Source organism: Pseudomonas sp. AC229, from assembly GCF_979254655.1.
In genome coordinates, this window is record NZ_CEEDHK010000026.1 from 1 (window position 1) to 20,943 (window position 20,943).

A 20,943-nucleotide genomic window follows, 5' to 3' on the forward strand; every position below is an offset into this window, starting at 1 on the left:
CTCTGGCGCGCGGAAAAACGGTTCCCCCAGTCGCGCCACATGTTCGGGCAGCACGCCCGGGCCATGGTCGCGCACGCGGGGATCCAGGCTCTCGATTCGGGTGCAGAACTCCGTCAAGTCCGAAATTCTGGATTCCGAGTCGTCGGACCGCCGCCTTCGCGGGAATGACAGTGGACTGTATAAAAACCTCCGTCATCCCCGCGCAGGCGGGGATCCAGAGTTTCAAGCCGTACTGATTTCCGCGCGACTCAACATTCTGGATCCAGCGTCCCAAGCCATGCGCAAATCCGGGAACGACTCAACTAACCGTCAACCCGCCCCCGACTCACACCAACCTTACTGCACCTTCCCCTGCTTAGCCTTCCAAGCCTGAAACTCCTGCCACTCAGCCCGGCGAGCTTCCATTTTCTTTTGCTTCTCATCAAACGCCTTCTGCTGTTCAGGGTTCAGCAGCGCGCGAATTTTGCTGTGGGTGGCGTCACGCTTGGCTTTGATTTCGTCATGCATGGCTTTTTTGTCGGCCTCGGGCAGTTTGTCGAGGTAACGCTTGGTCACTTCGTCACGGCTGTGCATTTGCTCGCCCATGATCTCGCCAATGGCTTTGCGTTGTTCCTTGGTCAGGTCCAGGTCACGGAACATGCCCGGGCCGCGGTGGTCGCCGCGTGGGCCGCCGTCCATCATGTGGCGTGGGCCTTCTTCGCCCGGCGACGGCATGGCCATGGCCATTGTTGGCAGGGCAGCGGCGAACAGAGCGGCGATGAGGGTCTTGCGCATGAGGTATCTCCTTGTCTGCAAACCGGCGTATTTGCCGGATGTGCCCAGTCTAGGGAACGCAAGGTCAGGCGCGGTCAGGGGTGGGTAAAGCTTAAGTAAAGGCGATGGCACAGGTTGCTTACACACATACAAAACCTGGCTCCTGTAGGAGCGACTTCAGTCGCGATGCTCTCAAGGTTTCAAGCATCTCGGCACAGGGCACAACAGTTCACGCGCTGTAGTAATACCCGCGACTGCGCAGCGCCAGAATGCGCGGGCGGCCGTCGGTGTGCGGGCCGATTTTCTTGCGCAGGTTGCTCACGTGCATGTCCAGGCTGCGGTCGTACAGGGTGAGCTTGCGGCCCAGGGCCAATTGCGCCAGTTCCTGTTTGTCGACCGGCTCGCCAGGCTGGCGCAGCAGGGCTTCGAGCAGGCGGCTTTCGGACACGGTGAGCACCACGTCATGCCCGGCAATCGTCACCGAGCCACGCACCGGGCTAAATACCAGGTCGCCCAGTTCCAGTTGACTGGGCGTGGCCACCGGCACGCTGCGGCGCAGCACGGCGCGCAGGCGGGCGGTGAGTTCGCGGGGGTCGCAGGGTTTGGCCAGGTAATCGTCAGCGCCGAGTTCCAGGCCAAGAATGCGGTCCAGCGGTTCGCCTCGGGCTGAAAGCATCAAAACGGGTAGATCCGGGTGGTCGCTGCGCAGCTGCTTGAGCAATTCCAAACCGCTGCCGTCGGGCAGCATCACATCGAGTACCACTGCGGCGGGTGACTCGCTGCTAAGCGCCGCGCGTGCGCTGCGGCCGTCGTGGCAAGCGCGTACGTGAAAGCCTTCCTGGCCCAGCCAGCTGCTCAGCAGCTCGCACAGTTCCACGTCATCGTCGATCAGTAGGAGAGTTGACATAGGCGGCGTTTAACTCGGATCAGGCGGTTCAGTTGGTCCATTCGCGACGGGTTTTGCGGCCGCCCCGCAGCAGCGCTCCGCACAGCAACGCCACCAGCGTGACCACTGCGCCCACGGCAAACCAGGTTTGTTCTTCGCTGAACAGCGGCGCCTGCTGACTGGCCTGCGCTTGCTTGAGTTGCAGTTTCAGGCGCTGGTTTTCCTGGCGCAGGCGGTTCACCAGAGCGCTTTCCCGCGACTCGGCGCTGCCTTGCATTTCAGTAGATAGCTCGGCGCGCATGCGCTCGCTCTCAGCCAGGCGTTGCTCAAGGCTGTCGACCTGGCCCTGCAACTGCACCTGTTCATTAACAGCCGGTGCCGGGGCGGGCGCGGCTTCTTCGGCGTAAGCGTTGGCAGTCAACAACGATGCAGCGAACAACAGGAACACAGGGCCTTGGCGCATCGACTTTCCTTAGTAACGTTGAGGGCAACGGTTGCCTGGGGGTTACGGCAATACCAGCTTGAACGGTTTGACGATCACGTTGGCGTACACGCCGGCGGCGCTGTACGGGTCGGCGTCGGCCCAGCTTTTTGCGGCGATCAGCGATTCGAACTCCGCCACCACCAGGCTGCCGCTGAAACCGGCGGCGCCGGGATCGGTGCTGTCTACGGCCGGGTGCGGGCCGGCGAGTACCAGGCGGCCTTCAGTTTTCAATTGCTCCAGACGCGCGAGGTGAGCAGGGCGGGCGGCCAGGCGTTTTTCCAGGGAGTTGGCTACGTCGGTGGAGATGATCGCGTAGAGCATGTCAGTCCTTAGTCTTGGGCGTGGCGGCGTCAACGTCGCCATCGTGGATATGGCGGGCCAGGAAAATGCCCTGGCCGATCAGGAACAGCACGGTCATGGCCAGGCTGCCGAATACTTTGAAGTCCACCCAGATGCTCGGGAAGGTAAAGGCGACAAACAGGTTAGCCGAGCCGCTGACGATAAAAAACACGATCCAGGCGATGTTCAGGCGCACCCAAATCGGCTCCGGCAGGCTCACGGCGTGGCCCATCATTCGTTGAATCAGCGGCTTGTCGCCGATGAAATGGCTGCCCAGGAACGCCAGGGCGAACAGCCAGCTCACCACCGGCGCTTTCCATTTAAGGAAGGTTTCGCTGTGGAAGGCCAGCGTCAGGCTGCCGAACACCAGGCAGGCAATCAGCGTCAGCCATTGGCTTTTCTCGAGGCGGCGTTGAACGATGAAAAAAATGCCGTAAACCACCACGGAACTGGCGATCAACACGGCGGTGGCACTGAAAATACCGCCTAGCATGTAGGTATGACCGAAGAGGTCGATGGCGCGGGGTTCAAGCTTGAAAACAACGAAAAACAGGATGAGCGGGATGAAGTCGAGGAATTGTTTCACAGTGGCAAGCCAGAAGCTGGATGTGCCGGCATAATAACAAACCCGAACCGTAGAGCTAGGCGCAGGGGCGGAGACTTTGTGCCGCCGCGCGGTTTTTTTCGTACTAACTGTTTGCCGCCTGCGCGATCTATTGCAAACAGTGGCCAATGACCGAGATTCTGATTGATGACTGTAGACCTGCACTGCCATAGCACCGCTTCCGACGGCGCCCTCGCGCCCGCCGTGGTGGTCGCCCGCGCCCATGAGCGCGGCGTGCGGGTTCTGGCCCTGACTGATCACGACACCCTCGAAGGCCTCGACGAAGCCCGCGCCGCCGCCACCAAACTGGACATGCAACTGGTCAACGGCATCGAACTGTCGTGCACCTGGGGCGGCGCGACGATTCATGTGCTCGGTTACGGTTTTGCTGCTGATGCTCCTGCACTTGTTCAAGCCATTTCCGACCTGCACAGCGGCCGTTGGTTACGCGCCGAAGAAATCGACCGGCGCCTGGCCCTCAAAGGCATGCCCGGTGCACTGGACGGCGCCCGCGCCATTCAGCAAGAGCTCGGCGACAGCGGCAACGCCCCGGCGCGCCCGCACTTCGCCGACTTCCTGGTGCGCGCCGGCTACGTTAAAGATCGCGGCGAAGCGTTCCGCAAGTGGCTGGGGTCGGGCAAGCTCGGCGACGTCAAACAGCACTGGCCAACGCTCGAACAAGCCGTTGGCACCCTGCGCGAAGCCGGCGCGTGGGTCAGCCTGGCCCACGCCTGGCAATACGACTTCACCCGCAGCAAACGCCGTAAGCTGGTGATCGACTTCGTCGCCGCCGGCGGTCAGGCGCTGGAAGTGGTGAACGGCATGCAGCCGGCCGAGCAGATCGGCGGCCTAGCAATTCTTGCCCGTGAATTTGGTCTGCTGGCCAGCGTCGGCAGTGACTTCCACGCGCCGGGAGACTGGTCGGAACTGGGCATGTACCGCCCATTGCCCGACGACCTCGCGCCTTTGTGGTTGCGGTTCGATCATGTCCAACACGCTGCTGCCGGCTGAACTGCCGGCCTTTGATAAGAGAGCTCCCGTGAGTCAATTTTTCCAGGTGCACCCGGAAAACCCGCAAGCGCGGCTGATCAAGCAAGCGGTCGAAATCATCAAGGCCGGCGGCGTGGTCGTGTATCCCACCGACTCGTCCTACGCGGTTGGCTGCCACATCGGCGACAAAACCGCCGTCGAGCGCATCCGCCGCCTGCGCCAGCTCGACGACAAACACAACTTCACCCTGGTCTGCCGCGACCTGTCGCAGCTGGGCCTGTTCGCCAAGGTCGACACCGGCGCCTTCCGCCTGCTCAAAGGCCACACGCCGGGGCCGTACACCTTCATTCTCAACGCCACGCGTGAAGTGCCGCGTATGCTGCTGCACCCCAAACGCCGCACCATCGGCCTGCGCGTGCCGAGCCATCCCATCGCCCAGGCGCTGCTGGAAGAACTCGGCGAGCCGCTGATGAGCACCAGCCTGATCTTGCCGGGCGAAAAAGAGCCCATGAGCGACCCCTACGAAATGCGCCAGATCCTCGAACATCAGGTCGACCTGATTATCGACGGCGGCTTCGGCGGGCTGGAAGCTTCCACAGTGGTAAGCCTGGTCGATGACGAAGTGGTGCTGGTGCGCGTTGGCTGCGGAGACCCCACGCCCTTCGAGGCCGATGCCTGAATGCCGACGGAAACTGTCGCTTGAGCGTGATCGATGCCCAACGCCGCGTACTGTCTGGCATGCGTCCCAGCGGCCGGCTGCACCTGGGCCACTACCACGGCGTACTGAAAAACTGGGTGAAGCTGCAGCACGAGTACGACTGCTTCTTCTGCATCGTCGACTGGCACGCGCTGACCACTCATTACGACGAAGTCGGCCAGATCGCCGAACACGTTCAAGACATGGCCGTCGACTGGCTGGCCGCTGGCGTCAGCCCCAGCTCGGCGAACATGTTCATTCAATCGCAAGTGCCCGAACACGCCGAACTGCATGTGCTGCTCTCGATGATTTGTCCGCTGAGCTGGCTCGAACGCGTGCCGTCCTATAAAGAGCAGCAAGACCAACTGCACCACAAAGACCTCGGCACCTACGGCTTCCTCGGCTACCCGCTGCTGCAAGCCGCCGACATTCTGCTGTACCGCGCCGGCTTGGTGCCGGTGGGCGCCGACCAGTTGCCCCACGTGGAATTCGCCCGCGAAGTGGCGCGGCGCTTTAACCATTTATATGGCCGCGAGCCTGGCTTTGAAGCCAAAGCCGAAGCCGCCATTCTGCGACTCGGCAAAAAGACCGCCAAGCTCTACAACAGCCTGCGCAAGGCCTATCAGGAACAGGGCGACAGCGAAGCCCTGGACACCGCCCGCGCGCTGCTCAAAGAAGTGCAAAGCATCACCTTCGGCGACAAAGAGCGCCTGTACGGCTACCTCGAAGGCGGCGGCAAAGTGCTGCTGCCCGAACCCCAAGCCCTGCTCAGCGCGGCGCCGCGCATGACCGGGCTGGACGGCGGCAAAATGGCCACGTCGCCACTCAAGGGCGGCAACAGCAACGCCATTTACCTGCGCGACACCGCAGCCGAGATCGAAGACAAACTGCGGCGCATGCCCACCGACCCGGCGCGCGTGCACCGCGACGACCCAGGCGAACCCACGCGCTGCCCGGTGTGGCAGTTGCATGAGATCTACTCCGACGAGCCCACCCAATACTGGGCGCAACAGGGCTGCCGCAGCGCTGGCATTGGCTGCCTCGACTGCAAAGGCCCGGTAATCGAAGCGGTAAAAGCCGAACTGAAACCGCTGCAACTGCGCGCACTGGACTACCAGGACAGCCCTGAGCTGGTGCGCAACATTCTCGCCGAAGGTGCCGAGCGCGCTCGTGACGAAGCCCGCGAAACTCTGGTAGAAGTGCGCGCCGCCATGGGTTTGAATTACCGTTAACCCGCCGCCCTCAGCACGCTTTAAGGAATTTATGCAGGACACCACCCCCAGCGAAGTCGACAGCCAGGCCGGCGCCCAGCAGGAGCTGCCCTTCGCCCTGGTCTACGGCAAAGCCGTCACCGAAATGCCGGTGGACCTGTACATTCCGCCCGACGCCCTGGAAGTGTTCCTCGAAGCCTTCGAAGGCCCGCTCGACCTGCTGCTGTACCTGATCCGCAAACAGAACATCGACGTGCTCGACATTCCGGTCGCCGAAATCACCCGGCAATACATGGGCTATGTCGAACTGATGCAGTCGGTGCGCTTGGAACTGGCCGCCGAATACCTGGTGATGGCCGCCATGCTCGCCGAAATCAAATCGCGCATGCTGCTGCCGCGCTCCAGCGAAGCCGAGGAAGAAGAAGACGACCCCCGCGCCGAGCTGATCCGCCGCCTGCAAGAATACGAACGCTACAAAGCCGCCGCCGAAGGCATCGACCAGCTCAGCCGCGTGGGCCGCGACCTCACCGTGCCGCGCCTGGACGCCCCCGAAGCGCGCGCGCGCAAACTGCTGCCCGACGTCAGCCTGGAAGAACTGCTGCTGTCCATGGCTGAAGTGCTGCGCCGCGCCGACATGTTCGAAAGCCACCAAGTCACCCGCGAAGCGCTGTCTACCCGCGAGCGCATGAGCGAAGTGCTGGAACGCCTCAAAGGCGCGGGCTTCGTGCCTTTCGTGAGCCTGTTCCTGGCCGAGGAAGGCAAACTGGGCGTGGTCGTGACCTTTATGGCCGTGCTGGAATTGATCAAAGAACAGCTTGTGGAGCTCGTGCAAAACGAATCTTTCGGGCCGATTCACGTGCGTGCGCGTGCAGAGTGAGACTGGACCAAGCATGAACCTCAACGAACCCAAAGAACTGGCCTCCCTGCTCGAAGCCTTCCTGCTCGCCAGCGGCAAACCGCAATCGCTGGAGCGCCTGTACGAACTGTTCGAAGAAGCCGAACGGCCTGAACCTGCCGTGTTCAAAAAGGCCCTCGCGCTACTGGAAAAATCCTGCACGGGCCGCGCCTTTGAACTCAAGGAAGTGGCCACCGGCTACCGCCTGCAAGTACGCGAAATCTACGCGCCGTGGGTCGGCCGCCTGTGGGAGGAACGCCCACAACGCTATTCGCGCGCCATGCTCGAAACCCTGGCACTGGTTGCCTACCGCCAGCCCATCACCCGTGGCGAAATCGAAGACATCCGCGGCGTGGCCGTAAACAGCCAGATCGTCAAAACCCTGCTCGAACGTGAATGGATCCGCGTCGTCGGCTACCGCGACGTGCCCGGCAAACCCGCCATGTTCGCCACCACCAAACAGTTCCTCGACCACTTCAACCTGAAAAACCTCGACGAACTGCCGCCGCTCGCCGCCCTACGCGAACTCGAACCCGAACCCATGCTCGGCTTCGACACCGACGACCTGCCCGTACCCGAAAGCCTGCAGGCCCGAGCTGACCTGGCCGGCGAAGGCGAAGAGGGCGCAGCGCCGGCGCCGACCGAAGAGAAAAGCTTCGGCAGCCTGCTGGCCGAACTGGACTCCATGGAACAGGGTCTGAAAACCGACTTCGACGACCTGCCCGACGACTACGACCCGCCAGTACCCGAAAGCCTGCAAGCGCGCGCCGACATGGCCCTGGCTGAAGACGGCGAAGACGAAGAGCCGATGTCGGCCGAAGAGGCGCTGGAAGTGCTGCGCCATAAGGTCGCCACGCACGTGGTAGCGCCGCCCGCGCCAGAGCCCGAAGAAGAGAGCGAAGAAGAGGCGCTGGCACGCGCCATCCGCGAAGAGCAGGACTATTCCCGAGACTGAGTGACCAGCCAAAATGGGCGATACAAAGAATCCGTGCATCAGTATTTGCGAATTCGAAGAACGGATTTGTATTGGCTGTGGGCGCAGCAAGGACGAAATCAAAGCCTGGAAGAAAATGGACAAGCCCGAGAAACGCGACGTGCTGGCTGAAGCGCAAGTGCGCTTGAAGGCCATGGGCGGCAAGGTCAAGAAGAAGAAAAAGCGCTAAGTACCGTTTGCAGGGATCGCAAACCCTCTGTAGGAGCGGCTTCAGCCGCGATGCTCTTGATCCAAAAGAGCATCGAGGCTAAAGCCTCTCCTACAGGGCCAGAGGTGATTTTCACAAGCGGCTTCCGGCTCTTCCCGTCACGAATCCAAATTCAACACGTCCTGCATCCGCTCGCCAATAAACCCCCGCAACCACGCCGCGTGAAAGTCCACCTCCTCAAGTGGCATGTGCCAGCCAAATTGATGGGTTATCCACTTGCCGTTCGGCGCCTTAAAGGTCAGGTGGAAATGCCCATGCCTGTCGTAACTGGCCATTACGTAGGGCGTGACGCTGTGAATGTCTGCAAACGGTACACACCATTCAACCGGCTTGCGCAGCGGCCGCCGCACGGTGGCGCGTAACACCTGCTGCGGGCCGTCGAACGTAAGCCTCAGCACTTTCTGCGAAGAAGCGCCCCAGCGCAGTAACCCGGCCGCTAGCAGTGCTGTGCCCAGTAGCGGCACCAAAAGCGTCGGGTCCGTGAGGCTTTGTGCATAGGAAAGCGGAATACCTTTCGCCGCTTCGACGACGGTGATCAGTAACAGCGCTACGGCGTATACCGGCACCGTCAGCACCAATACAAAGATGAACGCCACTATCGCCGCACCGTTGGCGGCGCCGATGTCAGGGCCTTCGTCGGCAAGCCAGATGTCCGGGTGCACGGGCGGGGTGGCCGGCGCAGGGGGCGAGGAGAGCAGGCGCGCAGGGCGTTGGCGTTTCATGGGTTTGAGTTCTGAAAACAGGCGGGGCGAACGGTAGCAGCATTGGAGCAAATGCACTGTGCTGGAGTGAAACCTCCGTCACCCCCGCGAAGGCGGGGGGCCAGAGTGTTGGAGGGGGCGGAGAATGTTGCCCTCACCCCAGCCCTCTCCCGCAGGCGGGAGAGGGGGCGGATTTGCGGTTGGGCTTGGAATTGGGGGTTGCAGGGTTCGCTAGCAAGCTAGCTCCTACGAGGGGGCGCCGGCGGGGAGATGTGGGCGTTGCTGAATTTCGGGCATAAAAAAACCGGAGCTTGTGGCTCCGGTTTTTGTCACGGGGAAGCGGTTACTTGGTGGCTTCGTCGTGTGCTTCTTCAGCTTTTTGCTCGATGGCCTGGCCAGTTTTGTTGGCGGCGTCTTGTGCGGATTCGGCGGAGTCTTGGGCCGATTCGCGGGCGGATTCCATTTTGTCTTCTGGGGTGTTGTCGCAGGCGGCCAGGGTCATGGTGGCGGCAAGCAGCAGGGCGTAGGCAATTGGGTTTTTCATGGGCTCGGGTCCTTTTTCTTTCGCTTTATTGGGGCGATTTTTCTCATCGCTGCGTTTTTGGAGCGTGACCTGCTGCGCGAAGTTCCAACCAAAGTCGCTGTCTATCTTCAAACCTAAGTCGGGACAGGTATGATGCGGCCCTTATGGATCAATGAGATAGGCCTTGAACATGAGCAATAGCCTGATTCTAGAGCGCGCTCAGCGTTTCCTCTCGGCGTTGCGCCACTGTCAGGTATTGGGCTTGACCGTGCATGCCATCGACAACGAGCGCCTGACGCTGCGTTTGCCGTACAGCCGCCAAATTATCGGCAACCCGGAAACCGGCGTGATTCATGGCGGCGCCATTACCACGCTGATGGACACCACGTGCGGCATTTCCACCATCTGCGTGCTGCCGGATTTTGAAATCTGCCCGACGCTGGACCTGCGCATCGATTACATGCGCCCGGCCGAGCCCAACAAAGACGTGTTCGGCGTGGCAGAGTGCTATCGCGTGACGCCCAATATCATTTTCACCCGCGGCTACGCCTATCAGGACGACCCTTCGCAACCCATCGCCAATGTGGTCGGTACCTTTATGCGCATGGGCAAGGGCCCGCAGGGCGACACGGCATTGAAAAGCTCGGCGCTCAAGCCGGAGCAGTTGAAGGGCGCGATTGATGGAGGTCAGGCATGAGCGAGAACACCTTGCCGCCGCTAGACCTGAGCCAAGTGGTGCAGGCCGCGCACGAGAGCAATAACTACGACGAACTGCTGGAACTGACGCCGTACGCCAAGCTGCTGGGCATTGAGTGCCTGCGCCTGGGCGATGACATGGTTTTTCGCATTCCGGCGAACAAAGACAGCATCGGCAACCCGATTCTGCCGGCCATTCACGGCGGCGTGATTGCCGGCTTTATGGAGCACAGCGCCATGCTGCATTTGCTGATGTTCATGGGCACGCCGCACTTTCCGAAAATCATCGACTTCTCGATAGATTACCTACGCGCCGGTCACTATCGTGACACCTTCGCCTCGTGCCAGGTGTGGCGCCAGGGCCGGCGCGTGGCGAACGTGGCGATTACTGCCTGGCAAACCACGCGCAGTGAACCGATTGCCACGGCACGCGCGCACTTCAAGGTAGATGAGCCATAACCGCGCCGTTGCTGAAGGTGTTTGCGGGCGGGCCAACTGGATAAGGATGTGTAGATGGATGCGTTGCTGATCCTCGGCGGGTTGCTGCTGATTCTGGTGGGTCTGGTGTGGTTGGTGATTCTGGCGTTTGACGTCAGTTTGCTGTGGGGCCTGGGCAGTCTTTTGCCGCCGCTGACGCTGGCCTTCGTGCTGCGCCATTGGCGGGTGGCGCGCAAGGCGGTGATGCTCAGTGGCCTGGGGTTTATTCCGCTGATTGTCGGGCTCACGCTGCTGGCCAATCAGGATACCCAGCGTTTGCAGGCCATTCTCAGCCTGGACTGGGCCCGGACTCCGGCGCAGGCGCCGGCGGAGTTGGCGATTCGCTTGCGCGGTAGCCTCAACGGCCAACCGTTCGCGCCCCAGCAAGGCGAGTTGATTGACGGCGTGCTGAGCCTGCGCGAAGGCGAAGATATTTTTGCCCGCCGCGAAGTCACCATCCGCATGCCCAACCTGGCCAAAGCCGGCAACGCCCCGGTGCGCGTGGACGTGTTGCCGCAAGACACCGGCAACTTGCCGGAGGTGCAACTGAGCTGGCTGCTGCCCGAACAGGAATTGCCCGAAGCGCGCCGCCTGAACCATTCCTACACCCTGCATTTGAAGCTTGAGCCGCAAGGCCCCAACAAGCTGGCGGGCGACTTCCACCTGGTGTTGCCGCCGCAGTTCAAAACCACCCTGAGCGGCACGGTAGAGCTGTTTACCGACCACCTGCGCTATGCAGACAACAAGGTCGACACCCGCTACGACTCGCGGGAAACGCTGGAATACGTGATCACCGACTACCTGAAACGGCGCTACGCCACCCAGCGTGTTGAGCTGGGCATTTTGCCGGTGGTGAATTTTCCGGCGTCGACCATGAGCCTGGAGGTAGAGGCGCAGATTGATGGACAGACGCAGCAATTGCCGGTGGCGTTGCGTAAAAGCCCGACGCTGGGCTGGGTTGTGGTGGGTGATCGGTATCAGGTGGAAGAAAAGGCCAAGGCGGTTGCCGCTGAGCCGGCCGAGAAACCGGCGCTGGCGGGCGCTCCGGCTGCGCCGGCCAGCTCACTGGACCGCCGCGTGCGTTTCAGTCTGGAACGCTTGCAGAGCAACCCGAGCCGCTACCAGAACTTGCAGATGCGCATCGTCACTGAGCGCGGCAGCATGGTGGAGGGTCGGTTTAATGGCATCGATACCGACGGGCAGATTGTGGTGCAGCGCAATTTGAAGGGGCAGGGCGGGGCGAGTTTTTCGGTGGTGCCGGCGCAGATTACGTCGATTGAGTTGTTGGAGCCTTAGAGGGGGAGGCGATTGCGCTTGATGACTCATCGTCGGGCAGCCATTTTCGCGGCAATGATGATGTCCTCCCCAACAACCTCCGTCATCCTCGCGAACGCGGGGATCCAGAGTCTAAAGTCATGCACCCAGCCCAAAACCATCGCGGCTAAAGCCGCTCCTACAGGTAGGGCGCAGCCTCCAGCCACGGCTTTCCAACATTCCGTCAATCGTGGCGAGTTCGGAAACCTGTAGGAGCGGCTGTAGCCGCGATAGCCCCAACACCCCCCTCCAACCTAACCACTTGAAATCCAAGTCGTTGCCCCCATCTGTTGGTCATCGCCGGTTAACGGCTTGTGCCATCTGCTTGGAGTTAAACGACCATGAGTGTGGAAACTCAAAAAGAAACCCTGGGCTTCCAGACCGAGGTGAAGCAACTGCTGCACCTCATGATCCATTCGCTGTATTCCAACAAGGAAATCTTCCTTCGCGAGTTGATCTCTAACGCCTCCGACGCCGCCGACAAGCTGCGCTTCGAAGCGCTGGCCAACCCGGCGCTGCTGGAAGGCGGCGATGCGCTGCGAATTCGTGTCAGCTTCGACAAGGCCGCCAACACCGTGACCCTCGAGGACAACGGTATCGGCATGAGCCGCGAAGATGCCATCACCCACCTGGGCACTATCGCCAAGTCCGGCACCGCCGACTTTATGAAGCAGTTGTCCGGTGATGCGAAGAAGGATTCGCACCTGATCGGCCAGTTCGGTGTGGGCTTCTATTCGGCGTTTATCGTCGCCGACCAGGTTGAAGTGTTCAGCCGTCGCGCCGGCGCACCGGCCAGCGAAGGCGTGCACTGGACGTCTAAAGGCGAGGGCGAGTTTGAAGTTGCCACCGTTGAGAAAGCCGAACGTGGCACCCGCATTGTTCTGCACTTGAAGGCCGCTGAAAGCGAGTTCGCCGATGGCTGGCGCCTGCGCAACATCATCAAGAAATACTCCGACCATATCGCTCTGCCGATCGAGTTGCCCAAAGAGCAGCAGGGCGAAGACGCGCCGGCCGAGGTGGAGTGGGAAACCGTCAACCGCGCCAGCGCGCTGTGGACCCGTCCGCGTACCGAAGTGAAGGACGAGGAGTACCAGGAGTTCTACAAACACGTCGCCCACGACTTCGAGAACCCGCTGAGCTGGAGCCATAACAAGGTCGAAGGCAAGCTGGAATACACCTCGCTGCTGTACGTGCCGGGCCGCGCGCCGTTTGATCTGTACCACCGCGAAGCGCCGAAAGGCTTGAAGCTGTATGTGCAGCGTGTGTTTGTGATGGACCAGGCCGACGAGTTCCTGCCGCTGTACCTGCGCTTTGTGAAGGGTGTGGTCGATTCGAACGACTTGTCGCTCAACGTCTCGCGCGAAATTCTGCAAAAAGACCCGATCATCGACTCCATGAAGTCGGCGCTGACCAAGCGCGTGTTGGACATGCTGGAGAAGCTGGCGAAAAACGAGCCTGAGCAATACAAGGGCTTCTGGAAGAACTTTGGTCAGGTGATCAAAGAAGGCCCAGCCGAAGACTTCGCCAATAAAGAGAAGATCGCCGGCCTGCTGCGTTTCGCCTCTACCAGCGACGACAGCGGCGAGCAGAGCGTCGGCCTGGCCGACTACCTGACCCGCGTGAAGGAAGGCCAGGACAAGATTTACTACCTCACCGGCGAAAGCTACGCCCAGGTAAAAAACAGTCCGCACCTCGAAGTGTTCCGCAAGAAAGGCATCGAAGTGCTGCTGCTCACCGACCGTATCGATGAATGGCTGATGAGCTACCTCACCGATTTCGACGGCAAGCAATTCGTCGACGTGGCCCGCGGCGACCTCGACCTGGGCAGCCTGGATTCGGAAGAAGACAAGAAAACTCAGGAAGAAGCGGCCAAAGCCAAAGAAGGTCTGGTGGAGCGCTTGAAAGCCGCGCTGGGCAGCCAGGTGAGCGAAGTGCGGGTTTCCCACCGCCTGACTGACTCGCCCGCCATTCTGGCAATCGGTGAACAGGACCTGGGGCTGCAAATGCGCCAGATTCTGGAAGCCAGCGGTCAGAAAGTGCCGGATTCGAAGCCCATCTTCGAATTCAACCCGGCGCACCCGTTGATCGAGAAACTCGACAACGAGCAAAGCGAAGAGCGGTTTGGCGACCTGTCGCACATCCTTTTCGACCAGGCGGCACTGGCTGCTGGCGACAGCTTGAAAGACCCGGCCGCGTATGTTCGCCGGCTGAACAAGCTGCTTGTCGAGTTGTCGGTTTAACCACTGGCGCTAAAACAAAACCCGCTTCGGCGGGTTTTGTTTTTTAAGACTCGACCCAGCACAAACACACTCCCTGTAGGAGCGGCTTTAGCCGCGATTGCGATCTAGCATCGATCACCGTTTTCAGGGATCGCGACTAAAGTCGCTCCTACATAAATCATTAACATCACTCGGAAATAAGGAGCCAAGCATGACGAATTTCAGCGTTATTCCCGTGCCTTACACCATCGACGGCCACGCTTATGAAGGCCAACTGGTGTTCGATGCCAGCGTTACCAACTCGCGCCCCGGCCTGCTCCTGGCGCCAAACTGGATGGGCGTGACCGACGGCGCGATCGAACTAGCGAAGAAGGTCGCTGGCACGGAATACGTAGTGCTGGTCGCGGATATTTACGGCACCGACGTGCGCCCCAACGGCCACGAGCAGGCCGCCGCCGCGATGATGCCGCTGAAGAATGACCGCGCGCTGTTGCGCAAACGTATGCAAGCCAGCCTGACCGTCCTGCAAAGCCAGACCCACGCCGCCGTGGCGGGGGACAAACTGGCGGTGTTCGGTTTCTGCTTTGGCGGCTGCTGCGCCCTCGAGCTGGCCCGCGACGGTGCGCCGGTGAAAGCGGCGGTGTCGTTCCACGGCACGCTGGAAACGCCCAACCCCGACGATGCCAAGAACATCCAGGGCAAGGTGCTGGTGCTGCACGGCGCGGCCGATCCGTTGGTGCCTAAAGAGCAGCTTCCCGCGTTCGAGGCTGAAATGGACGCCGCTGGCGTGGATTGGCAGTTGGTCAGCTACGGCGGCGCGGTGCATTCGTTTACGGACCCCAGCGCCGACAACCTGCCGATGATGAAGTACAACCCCACCGTTTCCGCGCGGGCGTTTCACACCATGGCGCATCTGCTGAAAGAAGTGTTGTAAGCCTATAGCGCATCGCGGTTTACGCCGCGATGCGTGGCTGATTTGTCGGCGCGCCAGAGGTGGTCTTAACTGCAAAGCGGACCATCCCAAAACCACAACAACAGGGCCAGCCATGACCGACCATTCTCACGTCCACGACGAACACGCCAATCACGAACCCTTCGAAAACACCCGCGACAGCGTGGTAGACGCCTGGGCGATCCTTATTCTTATTGCACTGGCGGTATCCACTGCGGTGTTCTGGGTGAGCCACCAGTAGGGATAAGCCGATAAGGCTTGTAAGCATTTGCTGACAAGTGGTGACAGATAGCCACTACACAACTGCGTATACTGCGCGGCTGGGTCAAGCATGAGTGCATGAAGTTGAAGCGGTTGGTGCGCGCCGTCGTAGCGGTAGTGGGATTACTCGCATGGAATTGCGTCAACGCAGCTAGCGTGGTGTTTCTTAATCCGGGCAAGACCGGTGAGGAATTCTGGGATGGCTACGTCAAGTTCATGCAGGCCGCTGCCAGCGATCTGGGCATGCAGTTGACCGTGCTCGACGCCCAGCGCGACCGCGACCTGATGCTGGAGCAAGCACGCGATGTGCTGCAGGGCGATCACAAGCCCGACTACCTGCTATTCATCAACGAACAATACGCCGCCCCGGAAATTCTGCGCTTGGCCAAGGATTCCGGGGTGAAGCTGTTTGCCGTCAGCAACACCCTGACGCCCGACCAGCAACGCGTTATCGGCAGCAGCCGTGAAACCTATCCCGATTGGATCGGCAGCCTGGTGCCCAACGACGCCGAGGCCGGCTACATGTTGGCCACCAGCCTGATCCAGCGTGCCCGCGAGCGGCATCCGGATGGCCCCTTGGAAATGTTGGCATTCGGCGGCATCAAGCAAACGCCGTCCAGCCAGTTGCGTGAGCGCGGGTTGCAAAAAGCCTTGGCTGAAAATCCGGACGTTCGTTTGCGAGTGCTGGCGTATGGCGAATGGCAGCGCAAACGCGCGTATGACCAGGCGCGCACGCTATTGCCGCGTTATCGCGGCATCAACATGGTGTGGGCGGCGAGCGATGACATGGCCTTTGGTGCGATGCAGGCCGCTGAAGAATCAGGTTTGGTGCCGGGTAAAGACATTCACTTCGCCGCCATCAATTCCAGCCTTGAAGCGTTGCAGGCGCGAATCGACGGGCGTTTGGAGATATTGGTGAGCGGCCAGTTCACCATCGGCGGCTGGGCGCTGGTGATGCTGCACGACTACGAAAACGGCGTGGATTTCGCCAAGCACGGCGGCAAAGACCGCACGCTAACCATGTACGTCAGCCTCAACGAAACCCAAGCCGCAAATCTGGCTAAACGGGTGGCCGGCACCGATAACTTTGGCGTCGATTTTCGCCGCTACACGCTGAAAAGCCAGCCGACCCTGCGCGATTACACGTTCTCGCTGCGACCGCTGCTGCAGTAAGGCGGCGACTAAGTGGTCGCCAGGTGCAGCACCAGTTTCACCAGCGCGAACAGCACCACCACGAACAGTCCGGTGAACAGCAGACCGATAAAAATAAAGTGGCTGGGCTTGCCATGGCGAAAGTCGCGGGCGCGGTTTTTTCCGCTTTGCACGCCAAACGCGGCGGCCATTACGCTGTGGAAGACTTGCCAGAGGGTTGGCGGTTTATCCTGGTCGTTTGGCTTGTCCATCGTGCGCTCCGTTGGTTCGCATCCCTTGTTGCAACCATAGTCGAAGATCGCCATGAGGCCCGCCGTCCGCCATACTAGCGGCCTCGATTTTTTGCCCTTTTACTTACGCTCGTTCTTGCAACGCCGTGCGGAGCCTTCATGAAGTACATACACCAGCGCGAACACCTCAACGAAGACGACATTGTCGTGATCGACTGCTCGCAAACCTGCAACATCCGCCTGATGAACGACGCCAACTTCCGCAGCTTTAAAAACGGCGGCCGGCACACTTACCACGGCGGCGCGTTCGACAAGTTCCCAGCCAAAATCGTGGTGCCCAGCAGCGGCTTTTGGAACATCACCATCGACACCGTGTCACGCAAAGCCATTAGCGTGACGCGCAAACCGACCCTTACGCACTCGATCAAAATCGTCCGTAAGTCGCCGTCGCAGTTGCGCTGAGTCTCGTAACGCTGCGCCAGGCTTTTGGGTTTCGGCGCAGGGCGGCATCAGTGCCGCCAGAACGCCGGAACACACAGCACCAACACGGTGATGATTTCCAGTCGCCCCAACAGCATGCCGAACGACAGCAGCCACTTGGCGCCGTCCGGCAGGCTGGCGAAGTTGCCCGCCGGGCCAATCACTTCGCCCAAGCCCGGGCCAACCCCGGACACGGTGCTGGCAGCGCCGGTGAGCGCCGTAATCCAGTCCAAGCCCATCAGCGACAAGCCCAGCGCCATGGCGCAAATGGTGATGGCGAAGAAAAACGAAAAAGTCAGAATTGAGCGCACCACGTCTTCGTCGAGGCGGTGGCCGTTGTAGTTCTGTTTGATTACCGCGCGCGGGTGAATTAGTTGGTGCAGGTTGGCGCGCAGCAGGATGTAGGCCACCTGAAAGCGGAAAATCTTGATGCCACCGGCGGTTGAGCCGGAGCAGCCGCCAATAAACCCCAGGTAGAAAAAAATCATCAGCGAGAAGTTGCCCCACAGGCTGTAGTCGCCCAGGGCGAAGCCGGTGGTGGTGACCACCGAGGTGACGTTCACGGCCACATGGCGCAGGGCGTCGTACCAGGGCAGCTCCGTGGTCAGCCAATACCAGAGCGTCATCACCAGCCAGGTGGTCAACAACAAGGCGAAGAAACCGCGCACTTGTTCATCGCGCAGCAGCGCCCGACGGTTGCCGCGCAGGGTGGCGACGTACAGGGCGAAGGGCAGGCTGCCGAGAATCATCAGCACCACCGCCACCCAGTGCACCGCCGGTTGCGGCCAGTGCGCCAGAGACTGGTCGGAGGTAGAAAATCCGCCGGTCGAAATCGCCGACATTGCGTGGTTCAGCGCATCAAAAAAGCTCATGCCCGCCCACCACAGCGCGAGGGTGCCGAGCACGGTGATGCCGGTGTACGCCAGGGCGATGTACTTGGCCACCATGTGCGAACGCGGCATGACCTTTTCTGAACGGTCGGACGATTCCGTCTGGAACAGGCGCATGCCGCCGATGCGCAGCAACGGCAGAATCGCCACCGCCATACCGATAAAGCCAATGCCGCCGAGCCAGTGCAGCAGCGAGCGCCAGATCAGAATCCCCGGTGACATGCTGTCCAGCCCACTCAATACCGTGGAGCCGGTGGCGGTGATGCCGGACATGCTTTCGAAAAAAGAGTCGGTGTAGCTGATGTGTTGGGTCAGCAAGAACGGCAGCGCGGCGAAAATGCACACGGCAATCCAGCTGCTGACGGTGAGCATGTACATGTCGCGCGGGCGCAGGTGCACATGCTCGGGTTTGCCGGGCAGCACCAGGGCCAGGCCGGCGAGAAAGGTGATCAAACTGGACCACAGGAAGGTGTTGATCTCCGCCGCGCGGTTGAAGATCAGCAGTGTCACCACGGGCACCACCATGCTGATGGCCAGGGTGATGAGGAATATGCCGATGATGAAACCAATGGTGCGCAGCGTCGGTGAGACCATGCAGACAGGCTCTGGAAAGGACAGTCGCACATTCTAGCGATATCACGCCCGGCAAGGCGCGCGGTTTCTGCGCGAGCACGGTCTCAATGGCAAACGGCAGATAAATCCGCCCGGTTATTTTCCGTTTACCCCACTAGAATGCCCGCTGTACTTATTCAGGAGATGGCCCCCATGGATGCGCTCGACGCTCTGCTCAACCGTGTTTCCGCCCCCCGACTGACCGAACCGGCGCCGGATCAATTGCAGCGCCAAGTGCTTTTTCGCGCCGCGTTGCGTGCGCCGGACCATGGCCAATTGCGGCCGTGGCGGTTCCTGACCGTGGAAGGCAGTGCGCGCAATCGCTTGGGCGAGTTGTTTGCTTCGGCGCTCGGTGCCGATGCGCCGCCCGAAGCCCTGGCCAAAGCCTTGGCCATGCCGCTGCGAGCGCCCTTGATGGTGATCGTGATCGCCCGTGTGCAGGAAAGCGCCAAAGTACCCGCTCAGGAACAAGTGCTGGCCGCAGGCTGCGCGACCCACGGCATTTTGCTCGCCGCTCACGCCCAGGGCATTGGTGCGGTGTGGCGTACCGGTGACATGGCGTACAACGCGCGGGTGGCCAAGGGCTTGGGCTTGGCTGACAACGAACAGATCATCGCCTTCCTGTATCTGGGCACACCAGAGCGGGAATTGCGCACACCGCAAGACCTGTCGATTGATGACTTCGTGCAGGCCTGGCCGTAATCGTCGATGAAATAAAGGAAAGGCCTTACACCTGCGACATCCTGCGCTAGGCTTGAAAGGCGGCGCAGCGTATGATGCGCGCCCGCTGGCGAGTCCTCGCCGGCGGCGAATTGTTACCTACACCGGGAGGTGCCCAGAATGAGTGAGTCGGAAGAATACAGCCCAGCAGGGGAAAAACTGCAGAAAGTCCTGGCCCGTATTGGCATGGGTTCACGTCGCGACGTTGAAGCCTGGATTGCCGAAGGTCGGGTCAAGGTGAACGGCAATGTCGCCACCTTGGGTCAACGCGTTGACCTGCATGACGCCATCGCCGTCGATGGGCGTTTGCTCAAACGTGAAGAAGTCAGCGAAGAAACCCGCCGCGTGCTGATCTACAACAAGCCCGACGGCGAGATCTGCACCCGCGACGACCCGGAAGGGCGTCCCACCGTTTTCGACCGTTTGCCACGGCCCAAAGATGGCCGCTGGATCAATATTGGTCGCCTCGACATCAACACCACCGGTCTTTTGATGTTCACCACCGACGGTGAGCTGGCCAACCGCTTGATGCACCCTTCGTATCAGATGGACCGCGAGTACGCGGTGCGTGTGCGTGGCGAAGTGGACGAGGAAATGATCGAGCGCCTGAAGACCGGCGTGATGCTGGAAGACGGTCCGGCGCGTTTCACCGACATTCAGGAAGCACCCGGCGGTGAAGGCTTCAACCATTGGTACCACTGCGTGGTGATGGAAGGCCGTAACCGTGAGGTTCGCCGCTTGTGGGAATCGCAAGGGTTGGTGGTCAGCCGCTTGAAGCGCGTGCGGTTCGGCCCGGTGTTTCTCACCTCCGACCTGACCATGGGCCGCTGGCGTGAAATGAGCCAGAGCGAAGTCGACATTCTTGCCGCCGAAGTGGGCTTGGCCTCCGTTCAGCAGCAAGGCATGAAGCTCAAGACCAAGGAAAAACTCGACCGCTTGCAGCGTAAATCGGCCAAGCCGGTTGGCCGTGGCGAGCGTCCGCAGCGCACCTTGCGCCCTGCTCTGGACGGCGGCCCTGAGCGTCCGGCCCGTGCACCGCGTGGTGAAGGTGCTGAGCGACCGGTCCGTGCGCCGCGTGGCGAGGGTGCTGAGCGTCCGGTTCGTGCGCCGCGCGGCGAGGGTGCGGAGCGTCCGGCCCGTACACCGCGTGGTGAAGGTGCGGAGCGTCCGGTTCGTACGCCTCGTTCGGAAAATGGCGAGCGTCCGCAACGCAGCGGCCCACGTCCCGATTCCGCACCGCGTGGTCGTGGTACACCGGTAGCGGAGCGTCCAAGCGACACCAACAAGAAACGTCCGGCCAAGCCGGTGCGTGTGGGTATCGAATTGGCTGATCGCCCGGCACGCAAGCCAGCGCCCAAGCGCAGCGGGCCGGCGAGCGGTTCAGGTCAGCGTCCAGGGTTTGGTCGTAAGCCGAAGTAAGCCTGGAGCCGCTCCCACAGGCTGAACACGGTCTGTAGGAGCGGCTTAAGCCGCGATGCTTTTTGAATTACACGCATAAAAAAAACGGGGCCCACATTGTGAGCCCCGTTTTTTTATGCCTTCAAAAGCATCGAGGCTGCAGCCTCTCCCACAGTGAAATGAAGTGCGCCCCAAAAGTTGGACGGTACTGGTTAAGCCATGGCGGCCTTTGCTCTGTAAGCAACAGGGCTGAGGCC

General features: G+C 61.0%; 24 protein-coding genes and 1 pseudogene. 16 read left to right on the top strand and 9 right to left on the bottom strand.

Annotated features, from left to right (window positions below):
- Positions 1-336: 336 nt before the first annotated feature.
- From AC0IW7_RS24185 to AC0IW7_RS24205, 5 genes are all read right to left on the bottom strand, one after another.
- Positions 337-774, bottom strand: coding sequence for a Spy/CpxP family protein refolding chaperone (locus tag AC0IW7_RS24185; protein WP_471821353.1), 438 nt, complete (start codon positions 772-774; stop codon positions 337-339).
- Between the two features lie 208 nt (positions 775-982).
- On the bottom strand, positions 983-1,660 hold the full coding sequence (locus AC0IW7_RS24190; RefSeq protein WP_463382895.1) for a response regulator transcription factor: 678 nt from the start codon (positions 1,658-1,660) through the stop codon (positions 983-985).
- A 28-nt stretch (positions 1,661-1,688) separates the two neighbouring features.
- Positions 1,689-2,102, bottom strand: coding sequence for an SH3 domain-containing protein (locus AC0IW7_RS24195; protein WP_471821354.1), 414 nt, complete (start codon positions 2,100-2,102; stop codon positions 1,689-1,691).
- 42 nt (positions 2,103-2,144) lie between these two features.
- Positions 2,145-2,444, bottom strand: a complete 300-nt coding sequence (locus AC0IW7_RS24200; protein WP_471821355.1) for a YciI family protein — start codon at positions 2,442-2,444, stop codon at positions 2,145-2,147.
- Between the two features lies 1 nt (position 2,445).
- Positions 2,446-3,048, bottom strand: coding sequence for a septation protein A (locus AC0IW7_RS24205; protein WP_471821357.1), 603 nt, complete (start codon positions 3,046-3,048; stop codon positions 2,446-2,448).
- Positions 3,049-3,213: 165 nt separating this feature from the next.
- Here AC0IW7_RS24205 and AC0IW7_RS24210 point away from each other — a divergent pair, with 165 nt between their 5' ends.
- The 6 genes from AC0IW7_RS24210 to AC0IW7_RS24235 all read left to right on the top strand — a co-directional run bounded on the left by AC0IW7_RS24210 (position 3,214) and on the right by AC0IW7_RS24235 (position 8,022).
- Positions 3,214-4,077, top strand: a complete 864-nt coding sequence (locus AC0IW7_RS24210; RefSeq protein WP_122495616.1) for a PHP domain-containing protein — start codon at positions 3,214-3,216, stop codon at positions 4,075-4,077.
- A gap of 28 nt (positions 4,078-4,105) precedes the next feature.
- The gene (locus AC0IW7_RS24215) at positions 4,106-4,735 is read left to right on the top strand and encodes an L-threonylcarbamoyladenylate synthase (RefSeq protein WP_463539095.1); all 630 of its coding nucleotides are present in this window, start codon (positions 4,106-4,108) and stop codon (positions 4,733-4,735) included.
- A gap of 20 nt (positions 4,736-4,755) precedes the next feature.
- Entirely contained in the window at positions 4,756-5,985 is a 1,230-nt protein-coding gene (locus AC0IW7_RS24220) for a tryptophan--tRNA ligase (protein ID WP_463549538.1), read from the top strand.
- Positions 5,986-6,142: 157 nt separating this feature from the next.
- Positions 6,143-6,841 carry a segregation and condensation protein A gene (locus AC0IW7_RS24225; protein ID WP_471821375.1) on the top strand — a complete coding sequence of 233 codons (699 nt, stop codon included), beginning with the start codon at positions 6,143-6,145 and terminating at the stop codon, positions 6,839-6,841.
- 13 nt (positions 6,842-6,854) lie between these two features.
- Complete coding sequence (scpB, locus tag AC0IW7_RS24230; protein WP_471821358.1) at positions 6,855-7,814, top strand: SMC-Scp complex subunit ScpB; 960 nt, start codon at positions 6,855-6,857, stop codon at positions 7,812-7,814.
- 13 nt (positions 7,815-7,827) lie between these two features.
- Entirely contained in the window at positions 7,828-8,022 is a 195-nt protein-coding gene (locus tag AC0IW7_RS24235) for a DUF1289 domain-containing protein (RefSeq protein WP_471821360.1), read from the top strand.
- Positions 8,023-8,159: 137 nt separating this feature from the next.
- Here AC0IW7_RS24235 and AC0IW7_RS24240 read toward each other — a convergent pair whose 3' ends face one another.
- Positions 8,160-8,783, bottom strand: coding sequence for a hypothetical protein (locus tag AC0IW7_RS24240; protein WP_471821361.1), 624 nt, complete (start codon positions 8,781-8,783; stop codon positions 8,160-8,162).
- Positions 8,784-9,105: 322 nt separating this feature from the next.
- Positions 9,106-9,306 carry a hypothetical protein gene (locus AC0IW7_RS24245; RefSeq protein ID WP_122495628.1) on the bottom strand — a complete coding sequence of 67 codons (201 nt, stop codon included), beginning with the start codon at positions 9,304-9,306 and terminating at the stop codon, positions 9,106-9,108.
- Between the two features lie 169 nt (positions 9,307-9,475).
- On the opposite strand from AC0IW7_RS24245, the pseudogene AC0IW7_RS24250 reads away from it, so the two are divergent.
- The 7 genes and pseudogenes from AC0IW7_RS24250 (at position 9,476) to AC0IW7_RS24280 (ending at position 16,377) form a co-directional block, all read left to right on the top strand.
- Positions 9,476-9,966, top strand: a pseudogene (locus AC0IW7_RS24250) (PaaI family thioesterase).
- 12 nt (positions 9,967-9,978) lie between these two features.
- Positions 9,979-10,440, top strand: a complete 462-nt coding sequence (locus tag AC0IW7_RS24255; RefSeq protein ID WP_463539089.1) for a PaaI family thioesterase — start codon at positions 9,979-9,981, stop codon at positions 10,438-10,440.
- A 54-nt stretch (positions 10,441-10,494) separates the two neighbouring features.
- Positions 10,495-11,754 carry an MFS transporter gene (locus AC0IW7_RS24260; RefSeq protein ID WP_122495632.1) on the top strand — a complete coding sequence of 420 codons (1,260 nt, stop codon included), beginning with the start codon at positions 10,495-10,497 and terminating at the stop codon, positions 11,752-11,754.
- A 359-nt stretch (positions 11,755-12,113) separates the two neighbouring features.
- Positions 12,114-14,012 carry a molecular chaperone HtpG gene (gene htpG / locus AC0IW7_RS24265; RefSeq protein WP_471821363.1) on the top strand — a complete coding sequence of 633 codons (1,899 nt, stop codon included), beginning with the start codon at positions 12,114-12,116 and terminating at the stop codon, positions 14,010-14,012.
- A gap of 190 nt (positions 14,013-14,202) precedes the next feature.
- Positions 14,203-14,925 carry a dienelactone hydrolase family protein gene (locus AC0IW7_RS24270; protein WP_471821365.1) on the top strand — a complete coding sequence of 241 codons (723 nt, stop codon included), beginning with the start codon at positions 14,203-14,205 and terminating at the stop codon, positions 14,923-14,925.
- A gap of 112 nt (positions 14,926-15,037) precedes the next feature.
- A complete protein-coding gene (locus AC0IW7_RS24275; protein ID WP_163016638.1) occupies positions 15,038-15,184 on the top strand; it encodes a hypothetical protein in 147 nt (48 codons plus the stop codon).
- Positions 15,185-15,282: 98 nt separating this feature from the next.
- Complete coding sequence (locus tag AC0IW7_RS24280; RefSeq protein WP_471821367.1) at positions 15,283-16,377, top strand: ABC transporter substrate-binding protein; 1,095 nt, start codon at positions 15,283-15,285, stop codon at positions 16,375-16,377.
- An 8-nt stretch (positions 16,378-16,385) separates the two neighbouring features.
- Here the strand turns inward: AC0IW7_RS24280 and AC0IW7_RS24285 are convergent, their stop codons facing one another.
- Positions 16,386-16,607, bottom strand: coding sequence for a DUF2970 domain-containing protein (locus AC0IW7_RS24285; protein ID WP_471821369.1), 222 nt, complete (start codon positions 16,605-16,607; stop codon positions 16,386-16,388).
- A 138-nt stretch (positions 16,608-16,745) separates the two neighbouring features.
- On the opposite strand from AC0IW7_RS24285, the gene AC0IW7_RS24290 reads away from it, so the two are divergent.
- On the top strand, positions 16,746-17,048 hold the full coding sequence (locus tag AC0IW7_RS24290; protein WP_122453656.1) for a DUF1883 domain-containing protein: 303 nt from the start codon (positions 16,746-16,748) through the stop codon (positions 17,046-17,048).
- Positions 17,049-17,095: 47 nt separating this feature from the next.
- Here AC0IW7_RS24290 and AC0IW7_RS24295 read toward each other — a convergent pair whose 3' ends face one another.
- Positions 17,096-18,550, bottom strand: coding sequence for a TrkH family potassium uptake protein (locus tag AC0IW7_RS24295; protein WP_471821371.1), 1,455 nt, complete (start codon positions 18,548-18,550; stop codon positions 17,096-17,098).
- A 171-nt stretch (positions 18,551-18,721) separates the two neighbouring features.
- Here AC0IW7_RS24295 and AC0IW7_RS24300 point away from each other — a divergent pair, with 171 nt between their 5' ends.
- A complete protein-coding gene (locus AC0IW7_RS24300; RefSeq protein ID WP_122495644.1) occupies positions 18,722-19,270 on the top strand; it encodes a nitroreductase family protein in 549 nt (182 codons plus the stop codon).
- Positions 19,271-19,408: 138 nt separating this feature from the next.
- The gene (gene rluB, locus AC0IW7_RS24305) at positions 19,409-20,707 is read left to right on the top strand and encodes a 23S rRNA pseudouridine(2605) synthase RluB (protein ID WP_471821373.1); all 1,299 of its coding nucleotides are present in this window, start codon (positions 19,409-19,411) and stop codon (positions 20,705-20,707) included.
- Positions 20,708-20,943: the final 236 nt, after the last annotated feature.

What these genes read in the sequence shown, in the direction of transcription:
- AC0IW7_RS24185 (WP_471821353.1), bottom strand. Translation starts at nt 774, where the DNA reads ATGCGCAAGACCCTCATCGCCGCTCTGTTCGCCGCTGCCCTGCCAACA.
- AC0IW7_RS24190 (WP_463382895.1), bottom strand. Translation starts at nt 1,660, where the DNA reads ATGTCAACTCTCCTACTGATCGACGATGACGTGGAACTGTGCGAGCTG.
- AC0IW7_RS24195 (WP_471821354.1), bottom strand. Translation starts at nt 2,102, where the DNA reads ATGCGCCAAGGCCCTGTGTTCCTGTTGTTCGCTGCATCGTTGTTGACT.
- AC0IW7_RS24200 (WP_471821355.1), bottom strand. Translation starts at nt 2,444, where the DNA reads ATGCTCTACGCGATCATCTCCACCGACGTAGCCAACTCCCTGGAAAAA.
- AC0IW7_RS24210 (WP_122495616.1), top strand. Translation starts at nt 3,214, where the DNA reads ATGACTGTAGACCTGCACTGCCATAGCACCGCTTCCGACGGCGCCCTC.
- scpB (WP_471821358.1), top strand. Translation starts at nt 6,855, where the DNA reads ATGAACCTCAACGAACCCAAAGAACTGGCCTCCCTGCTCGAAGCCTTC.
- AC0IW7_RS24235 (WP_471821360.1), top strand. Translation starts at nt 7,828, where the DNA reads ATGGGCGATACAAAGAATCCGTGCATCAGTATTTGCGAATTCGAAGAA.
- AC0IW7_RS24240 (WP_471821361.1), bottom strand. Translation starts at nt 8,783, where the DNA reads ATGAAACGCCAACGCCCTGCGCGCCTGCTCTCCTCGCCCCCTGCGCCG.
- AC0IW7_RS24245 (WP_122495628.1), bottom strand. Translation starts at nt 9,306, where the DNA reads ATGAAAAACCCAATTGCCTACGCCCTGCTGCTTGCCGCCACCATGACC.
- AC0IW7_RS24255 (WP_463539089.1), top strand. Translation starts at nt 9,979, where the DNA reads ATGAGCGAGAACACCTTGCCGCCGCTAGACCTGAGCCAAGTGGTGCAG.
- AC0IW7_RS24260 (WP_122495632.1), top strand. Translation starts at nt 10,495, where the DNA reads ATGGATGCGTTGCTGATCCTCGGCGGGTTGCTGCTGATTCTGGTGGGT.
- htpG (WP_471821363.1), top strand. Translation starts at nt 12,114, where the DNA reads ATGAGTGTGGAAACTCAAAAAGAAACCCTGGGCTTCCAGACCGAGGTG.
- AC0IW7_RS24270 (WP_471821365.1), top strand. Translation starts at nt 14,203, where the DNA reads ATGACGAATTTCAGCGTTATTCCCGTGCCTTACACCATCGACGGCCAC.
- AC0IW7_RS24275 (WP_163016638.1), top strand. Translation starts at nt 15,038, where the DNA reads ATGACCGACCATTCTCACGTCCACGACGAACACGCCAATCACGAACCC.
- AC0IW7_RS24280 (WP_471821367.1), top strand. Translation starts at nt 15,283, where the DNA reads ATGAAGTTGAAGCGGTTGGTGCGCGCCGTCGTAGCGGTAGTGGGATTA.
- AC0IW7_RS24285 (WP_471821369.1), bottom strand. Translation starts at nt 16,607, where the DNA reads ATGGACAAGCCAAACGACCAGGATAAACCGCCAACCCTCTGGCAAGTC.
- AC0IW7_RS24290 (WP_122453656.1), top strand. Translation starts at nt 16,746, where the DNA reads ATGAAGTACATACACCAGCGCGAACACCTCAACGAAGACGACATTGTC.
- AC0IW7_RS24295 (WP_471821371.1), bottom strand. Translation starts at nt 18,550, where the DNA reads ATGGTCTCACCGACGCTGCGCACCATTGGTTTCATCATCGGCATATTC.
- AC0IW7_RS24300 (WP_122495644.1), top strand. Translation starts at nt 18,722, where the DNA reads ATGGATGCGCTCGACGCTCTGCTCAACCGTGTTTCCGCCCCCCGACTG.
- rluB (WP_471821373.1), top strand. Translation starts at nt 19,409, where the DNA reads ATGAGTGAGTCGGAAGAATACAGCCCAGCAGGGGAAAAACTGCAGAAA.